The following is a 13,941-nucleotide window of genomic DNA, read 5'->3' on the forward strand; positions in this document are numbered from 1 at the left end:
ACATGTTTATAATATGGACCCAAGTCTGCGGGGATATCAAAGAGATCGTTGCCTTTCTTTGATTCAGACCTCAGTCAAACGTTTGCATGGCGTTTTTCTGCCCGATAAGTCCGGTGCAGCCCGTATAAACCGCCCCGTCATCCGCGACCGACAGCAAATCGCCGCTTAGATCGCGAAAAAACAGCAATTGCGCCCCCAAATCGCGGAGAGTGCAGACAACTAGTCGTGATTTTTGCGCTTAAACTGGCTGGCGTCGATATCGTACTGCTTCATTTTGCGCCACAGCGTCGTGCGCCCGATGTTGAGCAGATGGGACATCTCCTGCACCCGGCCACTGGTGACGCGGGCGGCATGGATAATGGCCTCTTTTTCAATAGCGCTGAAGGTCAGGCTGGCAGGTAGCAGGGGCGAGACGGTATCGCTGCCCGGCCGCTCGGAGAAGAGATATTCCGGCAGGTTGCTCAGGCGGATATGGCCGTTATCGCTGCTGATGGCGATATTTTCAATAATGCTGTTTAACTCAAAATCATTACCCGGCCAGGAGTAGTTCACCAGCTGCGCCAGGGCATCGTCGTCCACTTTCAGGCGCGATGAAAAGCGTTTCTCCAGGCTACGCAGGCGGTTGTGTACCAGCGAGGGAATGCTGTTGCGCCGTGCCCTCAGCGGCGGAATGACGATCTCAAACGAATGCAGCGCGTAATAGAGCTGGCGACTAAAGCGGTTCTGCTCCACCAGATTAGCCAGATCAACGGTGGTGGTGGCAATCACCTTAACGTCCACCGGAATCAGGCGCCGGGCATCGAGGCGGGTTAATACCCCCTGTTTAATCACCTGCAGCAGCGCGGACTGCAGCTCCGGCGCCAGGTACTCTATTTTTTCCAGAAACAGGGTGCCGCCGCTGGCCAGTTCCAGGCGGCTCAGGCGCCCGTTTTCGTCATCGGTAGGCGCGCTACCCATAAAATCCTGGCCCAGCGCGCTGTCGGCATACAGCTGACAGTTGACGGCAATATAAGGCCCGCCCGCCCGTTCGCTTTCATTATGAATGGCCTGGGCGACCAGCTCCTTACCCACCCCCTCTTCCCCACAGAGCAGGACCGGAAAACCGCCCCGCGCCGCCTGACGGCCAAAATGAATCAGCCGTCGCGTTTCCGGATCGTCCGAGGACATCTGCGCAAAAGTGTGGCTCACTTTGCCTAACTGGCTGGTCATCAGCTGGCGCATCTGCTCCACCGGGTGCAGCAGTAAAATAAAGCTATTGCCCTGCTCTTCGACGATGGGCTTGAGGGTAATGACGGCATCGATAAACTGATGCTGGCTCTCAAACGTCACTTCCGCATGGTTCAGCGCGCGCGCGTGCTTAATGGCCCGGCGCAGCAGCGCCGGCAGCGTCACCAGTTCGTTAATATTTTTCCCCTGGCTGGTCTGGGCATCAAGATGCAGGAGCGTCGCGGCCTGGACATTAAGAAACTGCAATACCCCCTGCTCATTCCACGCCATCACGCCATCATCCATGCTCTCCAGCAGGCCATACATCTGGTTGAGATGACGGTTAGATTCGGCCAGCAGGCTGTCGGTCAACAGCGAGTTGCCCACTTCCCGGGCGATAGCCAGCGTCAGAGACAAATCAGAGGAGGCCTGCTGTTCGATCAAACAGCACAGCGAGATGGAGCCAAACAGGCGACCGTGGTTATCAAACACCGGCGTGGAGCTAAATGACCACCCGTGCAGCGCCTGTTTAAAGTGTTGCTCGCCGATGGTTTTCACCGGTTGCCCCAGCATCGAGGCCAGCGAGAGCGCGCAGCTGCCGATAATGCTTTCCGCGCAGTAGCTGCCGTCAAGAAAACCGAGTTCCGCGAGCTGCGCCAGCGTCTGCGGTTCGCCGCAGCGGCTGAGGATACAGGCGGACTCATCGAGGATAAACAACGCGCAGGGTCGGCTATCCATAAACTCCCAGGCATCTTCCAGCGCCGCCTGGCCGATGGTCAGCAGCGCGGTTTTACGCCGGCAGATCGATTCGAAGGTCAGCCCCTGCGCCTGATGCGGCGCCTGCCAGGTCTCCCTCGGCATAAACCGGCTGCAACGCTGCCACGACTGACTGATAACGGAAGATACTGTTTTTCCGGAGTCCTGAGTCTGCGCCGCCATTTCCTTTTCCACTGTTTAAAATAGATAACCCCTCCGGCAGAGACTGTCGGAGGGGAGAATACGCTTCACCCTGCAAAAAGCAGGTCAGCGAGACGTTAACGCGCCAGCCACTGCTGACCGAGCAAATCGGCCGTCAGGATCGCGGCGTAAACGCTGTCTGCCGTCACCGGGAATGGCATGTTATGGATCGTTTCGCCTTCCGCGCAGGTCGCTTTCGCGACCGCCTGAATTTTACCTTCAATGCCCTCTTTGACGCCCATTTGCGCCAGGGTCACCGGCAGACCGACTTTCTGGCAGAAGCCCAGCACCGTTTCAATCTCTTCCATCGGGCTGTTTTGCAGCACCAGCTGCGCCAGAGTGCCAAACGCCACTTTTTCGCCGTGGTACAGATGATGGCACTCTTCCAGAATAGTGAAGCCGTTATGAATGGCGTGCGCCGCGGCCAGCCCGCTGCTTTCAAACCCAATTCCGCTGAGGTAGGTATTGGCTTCGACAATGCGCTCCAGCGCATCCGTCACCACGCCAGCCTGCGCTGCCAGGCGCGCTTTTTCGCCTTCGGCCAGCAGCGTATCATAGCACAGGCGAGCCAGGCTCAACGCCGCCGCCGTGGACTGTCCGCCGGCCATACTGGTCGCTCTGGCATCAAAACAGGCCTTCGCTTCAAACCAGGTCGAGAGCGCATCGCCCATCCCGGCCACCAGCAGGCGCACCGGCGCTTTGGCAATAATTGCCGTATCCATGACCACCATATCCGGGTTTTTCGGATAGATCAGATACTCTTCAAACTCACCGGCTTCGGTGTAGATAACCGACAGCGCGCTGGTTGGCGCATCGGTAGAGGCAATCGTCGGGATCACCACCACCGGCAGCTTCTGGTAGAAGCCAATGGCTTTAGCGGTATCGAGCGTCTTCCCGCCGCCAATCCCTACCACGCCGCGGCAGCCGTGCTGCTGCAGAATGGCAATCAGGCGGTTGATCTCCGCGTGGCTGCATTCACCGTTAAAACGGGCCGCGTGGCAGCTTAAACCGTGGTTATGCAGGCCATTGAGTACTTTATCCCCCGCCAGCTTCATCACGAAGTCATCGGCAATCACAAAAAAGCTGTCCGCCAGATTTTTGGCATACTGACCAAAAAGCGTGGATGCGTCAGGACCCTGAAGATATTTGGCCGGAGATTGAATAACTTTTAGCATTCCTTTCACCCTCAAATAAGTGCATGTTTTACATGATGAGCCCTGGCGTCATCCTGTTCAGCCTGCGGTTCATGGCGGAAACGGGATCGTGACCGGAGCGATGCAAACACTGTAGGGCGAGCGGTGAACAAAAAAATTTTTCCCGTTTTTGTTCTGATATGAAACAGAGAATATTTTTTACCGTTCCATATTGGAACATCAATTGCCGGAAAACGCCGGGATTGCGATCCCGATCCGGCCATTCGCCGTCCTGCGACAAAAAAAACGGCTAATCTGCTAACGCTGATCCCCTCGACAGCAGAAAACAGATAAAAAAAGGATCCGCCTCCCCCGTAGACTGCGGGGGAACGCAGGGCGAAAAAACCGCCTTAGCTCGCATTTTTCTCTTTTCATCGGCGATAACGTTTCATAACGGAACAAAAATAAATAACCACGTTCCGTTATGAAACTCGTTTTCGCGACATTTTTTTTTCCGTTAACTCAGCCAGAATCATAACGTCGCCGGGTAGTTCTTCACGCCAGACGATACCCCTACACGATGACCGCCTCCGTGGGTAGAGAGGCCGCATCGCATCACTCCGACGGAGCATAAATAATGAAAAAATTGATTAACCGTGTCGAAGATGTACTGAGTGAACAACTGCTTGGCCTCGCCAGAGCCCATCCTGAATTAACGCTGCATCAGGACCCGGTGTATGTCACCCGCGCCGATGCGCCGGTGGCCGGGAAAGTGGCGCTGCTCTCCGGCGGCGGCAGCGGACACGAGCCGATGCACTGCGGCTATATTGGCAAAGGTATGCTTGCCGGCGCCTGTCCGGGCGAGATTTTCACCTCCCCGACCCCGGATAAAATGTTCGAGTGCGCGATGAATATCGACGGCGGCGAAGGCGTGCTGCTGATCATCAAAAACTACACCGGGGATATCCTTAATTTCGAAACCGCCACCGAGCTGCTGCACGAAAGCGGCGTCAAGGTGACCACCGTGGTGATCGATGACGACGTGGCGGTCAAAGACAGCCTCTACACCGCCGGACGCCGCGGCGTCGCCAACACCGTGCTGGTTGAGAAGCTGGTCGGCGCGGCGGCCGAACGCGGCGATTCGCTGGAAGCCTGCACTGAACTGGGCCGCAAGCTTAACAACCTCGGCCACTCCATCGGTGTGGCGCTGGGCGCCTGCACCGTGCCGGCCGCCGGACAGCCGTCATTCGAATTACAGGATAATGAGATGGAGTTCGGCGTCGGTATCCACGGCGAGCCGGGTATCGACCGTCGCCCCTTCAGCTCTCTCGACCGCACCGTTGATGAGATGTTCGACACCTTGCTGGAGAACGGCACCTACAGCCGCACGCTGCGTCAGTGGGACACCGTCAAAGGGCGCTGGCAGGACGTTACGCAAAGCAAACAGGCGCTGCAGCAAGGCGACCGCGTCATCGCGCTGGTCAATAACCTTGGCGCCACCCCGCTGTCGGAGCTGTACGGCGTATACAACCGACTGGCCACCCGCTGCGAGGAGAACGGCATCACGATCGAACGCAACCTCATCGGCAGCTACTGTACCTCGCTGGATATGGTGGGCTTCTCCCTCACTCTGCTGAAAGTCGATGACGACACGCTGGCATTATGGGACGCCCCCGTTCATACCCCGGCGCTGAACTGGGGCCATTAAGGAGCACGACATGTCACTGAACAGAACGCAAATCGTTAACTGGCTCTATCGCTGCGGCGACATTTTTACCAAAGAGAAAGATTTTCTGACCGGCCTGGATAAAGAGATTGGCGATGCCGACCACGGTCTGAACATGTATCGCGGCTTCAGCAAGGTGGTGGAAAAACTGCCGTCCATTGCCGATAAAGACATCGGTTTTATTCTTAAGAACACCGGAATGACGCTGCTCTCCAACGTCGGCGGCGCCAGCGGCCCGCTGTTCGGCACCTTCTTTATTCGCGCCGCCCAGGTGACGCAGGCCCACCAGAGTCTGACCCTCGACGAGCTGTATCAGATGATGCGCGAAGGGGCCGACGGCGTGGTCAACCGGGGGAAAGCGGAACCCGGTGATAAAACCATGTGCGACGTCTGGCTGCCGGTCGTCGAGTCACTGCGCCAGTCCAGCGAACAGCACCTGTCGGTTCAGCATGCGCTGGATGACGCCGCGATACAGGCAGAGGAAGCCGCCCGTTCTACCATCACCATGCAGGCCCGCAAAGGCCGCGCCAGCTACCTCGGCGAACGCAGCATCGGGCATCAGGATCCGGGCGCAACCTCGGTGATGTTCATGATTCAGGCGCTGGCTGCTTCAGCCAAAGAGTAAGGATAACGCGATGGTAAACCTGGTGATTGTTTCTCATAGCGCCCGACTGGGCGAAGGTGTCGGAGAACTGGCCCGGCAGATGTTAACTGGCGACGGCTGCAAGCTGGCGATCGCCGCCGGCATTGACGATCCTGAAAACCCGATCGGCACCGATCCGATTAAGGTGATGGAGGCCATTGAATCCGTTGCCGATACCGACCACGTGCTGGTGATGATGGATATCGGCAGCGCCCTGCTCAGCGCGGAAACCGCGCTGGATCTCCTCGATCCGGCGATCGCGGCGAAGGTTCGCCTGTGCGCCGCGCCGCTGGTCGAAGGCACGCTGGCGGCAACGGTCAGCGCCGCCACCGGATCGAATATCGATAAAGTGATCGCCGACGCCATGAACGCCCTGGAAGCTAAGCGCGTACAGCTGGGGTTACCATCGCTCGCACAGAACGGCCCCGAGGCCACGCCAATGGCCGACGATCTCAGCGGCGAGTCCGTCTCGGTGGTCATTAAAAACCATAACGGCTTACACGTTCGTCCGGCATCGCGGCTGGTGGCCGCGTTATCCGGATTCAATGCCGATCTGGTGCTGGAGAAAGGCGGCAAATGCGTCTCACCGGATAGCATTAACCAGATTGCCCTGTTGCAGGTACGCTGCAACGATACATTAAGGCTGCTGGCCCGCGGGCCAGATGCCGAAGCGGCGCTGGCGGCATTTCAGGCGCTGGCAGCGGAGAACTTTGGCGAGCAGCCGGACGCCGCGCCAGCGGTTTTTGCCCCCGTCGCCGTGCGTGTTCAGGGCAAAGCGCTCCACTATCCGCTGCCTGCCCTCCGGCCAGTCCGGCAAACCGGCGCCGACATCGCCAACGAACAGCGGCGCCTGCAGCAGGCGATCGGCCAGACGCTGGACGATCTCAATGCGCTGACCTCCCTGGCGGAAGAGCGCTATTCTGCCGATATCGCGGCCATTTTCTCCGGCCATCACACGCTGCTCGACGACCCGGATCTCTATGAAGCCGCCTGCGATATCCTGCGCCAGGAACAATGCAATGCGGAGTGGGCGTGGTATCAGGTGCTGGCCGACCTCAGCCAGCAGTACCGCCAGCTGAACGATGCCTATCTGCAGGCGCGCTATATTGATATCGACGATCTGCTCCACCGGACTTTGCGTCATCTGCAAGGCCGCAGCGAAGCGCCGCTGGCGGTGCATGAGCCGACGATTATCATCGCCGACGATCTCTTTCCTTCCACCGTCTTGCAGCTGGATCCTCATCTGGTCAAGGGGATTTGTCTGCGGGAAGGGAGCGAGGCATCCCACGGCGCGATCATCGCCCGTCAGGCCGGGATCGTCTGCCTGTGTCGGCAGGGAGAGGCCCTGAAGCAGATAGGCGATGGTGAATCCCTTACGCTGGATGTCGCCGGAAAACGCGTTCTCCGCACATAGCTGTCCATTCGTCACTCTCTGTACTCCATTCTTCACGCCGGAGGCTCCGCCTCCGGGGATTGTGTTTCGCTCAACCACCAGGAACCGTTATGTCTCAATTCTTTTTTAATCAGCGCACCCGCCTCGTCGACGATGTTATTGAAGGAACGATCGTTGCCAGCCCGTGGAACAACCTGGCACGTCTGGAGAGCGATCCGGCGATTCGCGTGGTCGTTCGTCGCGATCTCAACAAAAGCAACGTCGCCATCATCTCCGGCGGCGGCTCCGGCCATGAGCCGGCTCACGTTGGGTTTATCGGTAAAGGGATGCTCACCGCCGCGGTGTGCGGCGATATTTTTGCCTCCCCGAGCGTTGATGCGGTGCTGACCGCCATTCAGGCGGTGACCGGCGAAGCGGGCTGTCTGCTGATCGTCAAAAACTATACCGGCGATCGCCTTAACTTTGGCCTCGCCGCCGAGAAAGCACGTCGCCTGGGTTACAACGTCGAAATGCTGATTGTCGGCGACGATATTTCGCTACCGAATAACAAGCATCCGCGCGGGATTGCCGGCACCATCCTGGTGCATAAAGTGGCCGGTTATTTTGCCGAACGTGGCTACAATCTTGCTACCGTGCTGCGCGAGGCCCGATATGCGGCAGACAAGACCCGCACGCTGGGCCTCGCGCTCTCCAGTTGCCATCTGCCGCAGGAGGCTGAAACGGCACCGCGCCACCATCCCGATCGGGCAGAGCTGGGCATGGGCATCCATGGCGAACCCGGCGCCTCGGTCATCGCCACCCAGAACAGCGCGCAGATTGTCCGCCTGATGGTGGAGAAACTGACCGCCGCCCTGCCACAAACCGGCCGTCTGGCGGTGATGCTGAACAACCTCGGCGGCGTGTCGGTTGCGGAAATGGCGATTCTGACGCGTGAGCTGGCCGACACGTCGCTCCATCAGCGGATCGACTGGCTGATTGGCCCGGCGTCGCTGGTGACGGCGCTGGATATGAAAGGTTTCTCGATAACCGCCATCGTACTGGAGGAGAGCATTGAAAAAGCACTGCTTTCCGCTGTGGAAACGGCCAGCTGGCAGGCGCCGGTGCAGCCACGAACCATTGAGGTGATGCCCTCTTCGCTGCGCAGCACCCGCGTGGCGTTCCAGCCTTCGGACAATCACGTCGTGGCGGGCTATGTCGAGCGGATAACCGGTACCTTGTCTGACCTGGAGGCGCACCTGAATGCGCTGGATGCCAAAGTCGGCGATGGCGATACCGGCTCCACCTTTGCCGCTGGCGCGCGCGATATTGCCGACCTGCTGCAACGCCAGCAGTTGCCGTTGGGCGATCTCGCGACCCTGTTGGCCCTGATCGGCGAACGTCTGACCGTGGTGATGGGCGGTTCCAGCGGCGTGCTGATGTCGATCTTCTTTACCGCCGCCGGGCAGAAGCTGGAGCAAGGCGCCGGCGTCGCGGAAGCGTTAAACGCCGGTCTGGCGCAAATGAAGTTTTACGGCGGTGCGGATGAGGGCGATCGCACGATGATCGATGCGCTGCAGCCGGCGCTGGCGTCGCTGCTTGTCGCACCGACGGATTTACAGGCGGCGTTTGCCGCTGCGGAAGCGGGCGCCGAGCGCACCTGCCACGCCAGTAAAGCCAACGCCGGGCGCGCGTCGTACCTTAACAGCGACAGCCTGCTGGGCAATATGGATCCGGGCGCCCACGCGGTCGCGCAGGTCTTCAAAACGCTGGCGGAACAACGCTAAGGCGGCGTCCTCCGCAGCGGAATATCCCGGCGACGCGACGCTGAGCCGGGCGACAGAACAGAATAGCCGCTATCCCGGGCAACGCGCTGACGCCGTAGCCCGGGCATCAGGCTATTTACTGTGCCAGTAGGCCTGGGAACGCACCAGCTGCGGGTCAATTTCATCATTTTCAAACCGACCGAGCAGTGATTTCACCACCGCGCCTTCACCGGTCACCCAGATAAAATAATCTTCCGCAGGCACGCTCACCTGCGCCAGACGTTCAGCCACCACGGACGAATGATGGCCGACGATCCACTCAATATTAAAGCCCTGCAGATCCGCCAGATAATCTTGATACGATGCCTCGCCGATCGTCACCAGCGCCGTAACCTGCGGGCGCACGGGCAGGCGGCTAAGGCCCAGCAGACGGCGGCGCAGCGCAGGCATACCGGATTCATCGCAGACATACAGCTGCCAGGCATAATCCTCTGGCACCACCAGCGAACCACGTGGCCCACCAATCACCAGCTTATCGCCGACGTTTGCCGCCAGCGCCCAGCTGCTGGCAATACCGCCGTCATGGATGAAGAAGTCATAGGCCAGTTCATGACGTTCGGCATCATACAGCGGCGTGTAGTCGCGAGTTGCCGGACGGACGCCTTCCCCCCAGTTAATGCCCTCTTCCGTCACCTGCGGCGGTGTAAACGCAGTACCGGCTTGCGGGAAAAAGAGTTTGGTATGGTCGTCAAAACCCTGGGAGACAAAACCTTCCAGCGCCTCTCCGCCCAGCACAATGCGCTGGAAGGCGGCGCCGACGCGCTCGACGCGCAGCACGGTTAACTCGCGAAAACGCAGCTCATTGCGAACGCGTTTCGGGTACTGAGGTTCTTTCGTTTTTATCATCGTCATTCGCCTTCGTGAGATTTATAGATATATCTAAACTTTACCCAAATGATAATGATTGCCATTAAAAAAGAATGCAAGTTTTTTTTGATATAGACGTAGCAAAAAGCAATAAAGTACAACGAACAAAATAAAATCATTTTAAATCAAATGCTTATTAAAATATTCAGATTCATGCTTGCTAAGTATTAATTTTTAGATATAGATTAGATATATCAAAACATACAGGAGCAAACTATGCGACATCATCATGAAGAAGGTCGAGGGCCACGTGGCCACCACGGTGAACACAGCGAACGCGGGGAGCATGGCCGCCGGGGCGGCGAACATGGCGAACACGGTCGCCGGGGTGGTGGCGGCGGCGGACGCCGTCAGCGTTTCTTCGGCCATGGCGAACTGCGTCTGGTGATCCTCGACATCCTCACCCGCAACGCCAGCCACGGCTACGAATTGATTAAAGAGATAGAAAACCTGACCCAGGGCAACTACAGCCCGAGTCCGGGTGTGATCTATCCAACTCTTGATCTCCTTCAGGATCAGGGTCTTATCAGCGTCGAAGAGGAAAATGGCCGCAAAAAAATCGCCATAACCGCAGAGGGCAGCCTCCTGCATGCCGAGAATCAGGAACAGCTCGGCCATATCCAGGAACGTTTGCAGGCCCGTATGGTCGGCTGTGAACTGCGCAAAAACCCGCAAATGAAGCGGGCGCTGGAGAACTTTAAAGCCGTACTGGATTTAAAGGTAAATCAACAGGCCATCAGCGAGACTCAGCTGAAACAGATTGTCGCCGTCATTGACCGCGCGGCAATGGAGATTTCCCAGCTCGATTAACCCCTCCGGGGGGGATGCCAGTCCCCCCTCCTGCCCCCATATTGGGCAATCTGCACCACCAGGCAGCACGCACGGGGCTCCCTCCCGGCGGGTAACGTCCCCCGTTCAGGAGTAAAACATGCCAAAAATATCGCCGTGAGATTAAATTTCGCGCAAATGCGCTTTCGCGCTGCGTTTATCCCGATTTTCAGCTCCCGTGCCGAAGTGGCGTAATCCCTGCAATACTTAATTCAGTATCATGTGATACGCCCGTCCCAGGAGCTCACTTTGAACAGGTTACCTTCCAGCGCATCGGCTCTGGCCTGCAGCGCACACGCACTGAATCTCATTGAGAAGCGAACGCTTGATCATGAGGAGATGAAAGCACTTAACCAGGAGGTCAGGGAATATTTTAAAGAGCATGTGAATCCCGGTTTTTTAGAGTACCGAAAATCGGTTACTGCTGGCGGGGATTACGGAGCCGTAGAGTGGCAAGCGGGAGGGTTAAATACGCTTGTCGACACTCAGGGACAAGAGTTTGTCGATTGCCTGGGTGGCTTTGGAATTTTTAATGTAGGGCACCGTAATCCAGTTGTCATTTCCGCCGTCGAGCATCAGCTCGCGAAACAACCTCTTCATAGCCAGGAACTGCTTGACCCGCTGCGGGCCATGCTGGCAAAAACGCTGGCGGCGTTAACCCCCGGCAAGCTGAAATACAGCTTCTTCTGTAACAGCGGCACAGAGTCGGTCGAAGCGGCGCTGAAACTCGCTAAAGCCTACCAGTCGCCGCGCGGTAAATTTACGTTTGTGGCCACCAGCGGCGCTTTTCATGGTAAGTCGCTGGGCGCGCTATCGGCCACCGCGAAATCGACATTCCGTAAGCCTTTTATGCCGCTACTTCCAGGGTTCCGTCACGTGCCGTTTGGCGATATCAACGCGATGCGTACGCTGCTGAGCGAGTGTAAAAAAACCGGTGATGATGTCGCGGCGGTGATCCTTGAGCCAATACAGGGCGAAGGGGGCGTGATTCTGCCGCCGCAGGGCTACCTGCCCGCGGTGCGTAAGCTGTGCGATGAATTTGGCGCGCTGCTGATCCTCGACGAAGTGCAAACCGGCATGGGGCGTACCGGCAAAATGTTTGCCTGCGAGCACGAAAACGTTCAGCCGGACATTCTGTGTCTTGCCAAAGCGCTCGGCGGCGGCGTTATGCCAATTGGGGCGACGATTGCCACCGAAGAGGTGTTCTCGGTGCTGTTCGACAACCCGTTCCTGCACACCACCACCTTCGGCGGTAATCCGCTGGCCTGTGCCGCAGCGCTGGCCACGATCAACGTCCTGCTGACGCAGAATCTGCCGGCCCAGGCGGAACAGAAAGGTGAGCTGCTGTTAAACGGCTTCCATCAACTGTCCCGTGAGTATCCGGATCTGGTAAATGAAGTTCGCGGTAAAGGGATGCTGATGGCGATTGAGTTCGTGGATAACGAGATCGGCTATAACTTCGCCAGCGAGATGTTCCGCCAGCGGGTTCTGGTGGCCGGAACGTTAAATAATGCCAAAACCATTCGCATCGAACCGCCGCTGACGCTGACGATTGAGCAGTGCGAACTGGTGCTCAGCGCGGCGCGTCAGGCACTGGCTGCACTGCGGGTTGCCGTAGAAGAGGCCTGATGCTCTCTACTCTTCGCTGTCCTCTCCCCATCGGGGAGAGGCGCTTTTCCTGCGGTATCGCCGATGTCCTAACGCAGAGAAACGAAGCTTAAACCACCCGTACGCCAGGTGGCATCAGACGCTCCGGCGTCAGCAGCACGCTTTCGCTGCCATCCTCAGTCTCTGCGCACAGCAGCATGCACTCCGACGTTTCACCCCGCATTTTGGCCTTCGCCAGATTGCACAGCACCACCACCGTTTTTCCCAACAGCTCCTGTTCGCTGTAGTAAGGCACCAGGCTTGTCACCGTTTGCAAGATACGCTCACAAATATCAATCTTCGCGATATACAGCTTATCGGCATTCTCATGCCGTTTAACCTCAACAATCTTCCCGGTACGCATTTCCAGTCTGGCAAAATCATCGTAAGCAACAGTATCCATCGTTTACCTCCAGTAAAATTTTAGTAAAATATAGCAAGTTTAATTATTTGTTCAGCATCCCGCTGACAGGAATGTTACTTCCGTCACTCTTTATGGCGGAAAAAAGACCCCGTTCGCTGCGAATAAAACCAGCAATATTTACTGAAAACAGATGCAGGAACCCAAGCTTGCTTTACAATGGGCGGGCGCAGATGGGGCAACGTCAGATAAGGAATAAGATGGCAACACTCAAAGATATCGCAACCGAAGCGGGTGTCTCACTGGCGACGGTTTCACGGGTATTAAACGACGATCCGACCCTGAACGTGAAAGAAGAGACCAAGCACCGTATCCTGGAGATTGCGGAGAAGCTGGAATATAAAAGCAGCAGTTCGCGTAAGGCGCAGGTTCATGCCGTGGGCCATCACCATATTCTGGCGCTCTACAGCTACCAGCAGGATCTGGAGATTAACGATCCTTACTATCTGGCAATCCGCCACGGGATTGAAACCCAGTGCGAAAAACTGGGGATCGAGCTGACCAACTGCTACCTCAACAGCGCGCTACCCGAACTGAAAAAAGCCACCGGCGTACTGATCGTCGGCAAGCCTTCCCGCGCCATTCGCGAAGCCGCCACCGCGCTGACCGACAATATCTGCTTTATCGATTTTCATGAGCCAGACAGCAGTTACGATGCGGTGGATATCGATCTGGTGCGCATCGCCAAAGAGGTGATCGACTTCTTTATCGCCCAGGGGGCTTCACGCATTGGCTTTATCGGTGGCCAGGATGAACCCGGCAAAGCCGATATCCGCGAAATGGCATTCGTTGAGTACGGACAGCTAAAAGGCGTGGTCTCACAGGGTGATATCTGGCGCGGCGGTTTCTCCAGCTCGTCGGGCTATGAGCTGGCGAAAACAATGCTGGCTCAGGAAGACTACCCGATGGCGCTATTTGTCGCCTCGGACTCGATTGCCATCGGCGTCCTGCGCGCCATTCACGAACGCGGCCTGTCGATACCTGAAGATATCTCGTTAATCAGCGTGAATGATATTCCGACCGCGCGTTTCACCTTCCCGCCACTGTCGACCGTGCGCATCCACTCAGAAATGATGGGAAGCCAGGGGGTGAACCTGCTGTACGAAAAAGCCCGCGATGGCCGGGCGTTACCGCTGAACGTCTTTGTCCCCAGCGTCCTGAAGCTGCGCGGCACCACCCGATAACACCCTCTTCGCGCGAAACTTCCCCGGCGGCACCAGGCCGGCCGGGGAGACTTCCTCTACGTCCATCCCGGCGTAAATGCGGTAAAATTCCGCTCCCCGGTATTTTCTGATTTGCACGTTCGCCCCCCTCTGAC

General features: G+C 57.5%; 11 protein-coding genes. 7 read left to right on the plus strand and 4 right to left on the minus strand.

What is annotated here, in order from left to right; genetic code table 11:
• Positions 1–219: 219 nt before the first annotated feature.
• Together dhaR and ROR01S_RS06590 are read right to left on the minus strand one after the other, a co-directional pair.
• A complete protein-coding gene (dhaR, locus tag ROR01S_RS06585) occupies positions 220–2,145 on the minus strand; it encodes a dihydroxyacetone kinase operon transcriptional regulator DhaR (protein WP_064359222.1) in 1,926 nt (641 codons plus the stop codon).
• 95 nt (positions 2,146–2,240) lie between these two features.
• Positions 2,241–3,338 (minus strand): glycerol dehydrogenase, encoded by a 1,098-nt coding sequence (locus ROR01S_RS06590; RefSeq protein WP_004867850.1) that lies wholly within the window; start codon positions 3,336–3,338, stop codon positions 2,241–2,243.
• 595 nt (positions 3,339–3,933) lie between these two features.
• On the opposite strand from ROR01S_RS06590, the gene dhaK reads away from it, so the two are divergent.
• The 4 genes from dhaK (at position 3,934) to ROR01S_RS06610 (ending at position 8,821) form a co-directional block, all read left to right on the plus strand.
• Positions 3,934–5,004, plus strand: a complete 1,071-nt coding sequence (dhaK, locus tag ROR01S_RS06595; RefSeq protein ID WP_064359223.1) for a dihydroxyacetone kinase subunit DhaK — start codon at positions 3,934–3,936, stop codon at positions 5,002–5,004.
• 10 nt (positions 5,005–5,014) lie between these two features.
• Entirely contained in the window at positions 5,015–5,647 is a 633-nt protein-coding gene (dhaL, locus tag ROR01S_RS06600) for a dihydroxyacetone kinase subunit DhaL (protein ID WP_064359224.1), read from the plus strand.
• Positions 5,648–5,657: 10 nt separating this feature from the next.
• Positions 5,658–7,079, plus strand: a complete 1,422-nt coding sequence (dhaM, locus tag ROR01S_RS06605) for a dihydroxyacetone kinase phosphoryl donor subunit DhaM (RefSeq protein WP_064359225.1) — start codon at positions 5,658–5,660, stop codon at positions 7,077–7,079.
• 89 nt (positions 7,080–7,168) lie between these two features.
• A complete protein-coding gene (locus ROR01S_RS06610) occupies positions 7,169–8,821 on the plus strand; it encodes a glycerone kinase (protein ID WP_064359226.1) in 1,653 nt (550 codons plus the stop codon).
• Positions 8,822–8,932: 111 nt separating this feature from the next.
• Here ROR01S_RS06610 and ROR01S_RS06615 read toward each other — a convergent pair whose 3' ends face one another.
• The gene (locus tag ROR01S_RS06615) at positions 8,933–9,706 is read right to left on the minus strand and encodes a siderophore-interacting protein (RefSeq protein ID WP_004867861.1); all 774 of its coding nucleotides are present in this window, start codon (positions 9,704–9,706) and stop codon (positions 8,933–8,935) included.
• Positions 9,707–9,943: 237 nt separating this feature from the next.
• Here ROR01S_RS06615 and ROR01S_RS06620 point away from each other — a divergent pair, with 237 nt between their 5' ends.
• Both ROR01S_RS06620 and ygjG read left to right on the plus strand, forming a co-directional pair.
• The gene (locus tag ROR01S_RS06620) at positions 9,944–10,537 is read left to right on the plus strand and encodes a PadR family transcriptional regulator (RefSeq protein ID WP_004867865.1); all 594 of its coding nucleotides are present in this window, start codon (positions 9,944–9,946) and stop codon (positions 10,535–10,537) included.
• A 267-nt stretch (positions 10,538–10,804) separates the two neighbouring features.
• Complete coding sequence (ygjG, locus tag ROR01S_RS06625) at positions 10,805–12,184, plus strand: putrescine aminotransferase (protein WP_064359227.1); 1,380 nt, start codon at positions 10,805–10,807, stop codon at positions 12,182–12,184.
• 88 nt (positions 12,185–12,272) lie between these two features.
• Here the strand turns inward: ygjG and ROR01S_RS06630 are convergent, their stop codons facing one another.
• The gene (locus ROR01S_RS06630) at positions 12,273–12,605 is read right to left on the minus strand and encodes a tRNA-binding protein (protein ID WP_064359228.1); all 333 of its coding nucleotides are present in this window, start codon (positions 12,603–12,605) and stop codon (positions 12,273–12,275) included.
• Positions 12,606–12,823: 218 nt separating this feature from the next.
• On the opposite strand from ROR01S_RS06630, the gene ebgR reads away from it, so the two are divergent.
• Complete coding sequence (ebgR, locus tag ROR01S_RS06635; RefSeq protein WP_064359229.1) at positions 12,824–13,807, plus strand: transcriptional regulator EbgR; 984 nt, start codon at positions 12,824–12,826, stop codon at positions 13,805–13,807.
• Positions 13,808–13,941: the final 134 nt, after the last annotated feature.

This window comes from Klebsiella ornithinolytica NBRC 105727 = ATCC 31898, assembly GCF_001598295.1.
Lineage (GTDB): Bacteria > Pseudomonadota > Gammaproteobacteria > Enterobacterales > Enterobacteriaceae > Klebsiella > Klebsiella ornithinolytica.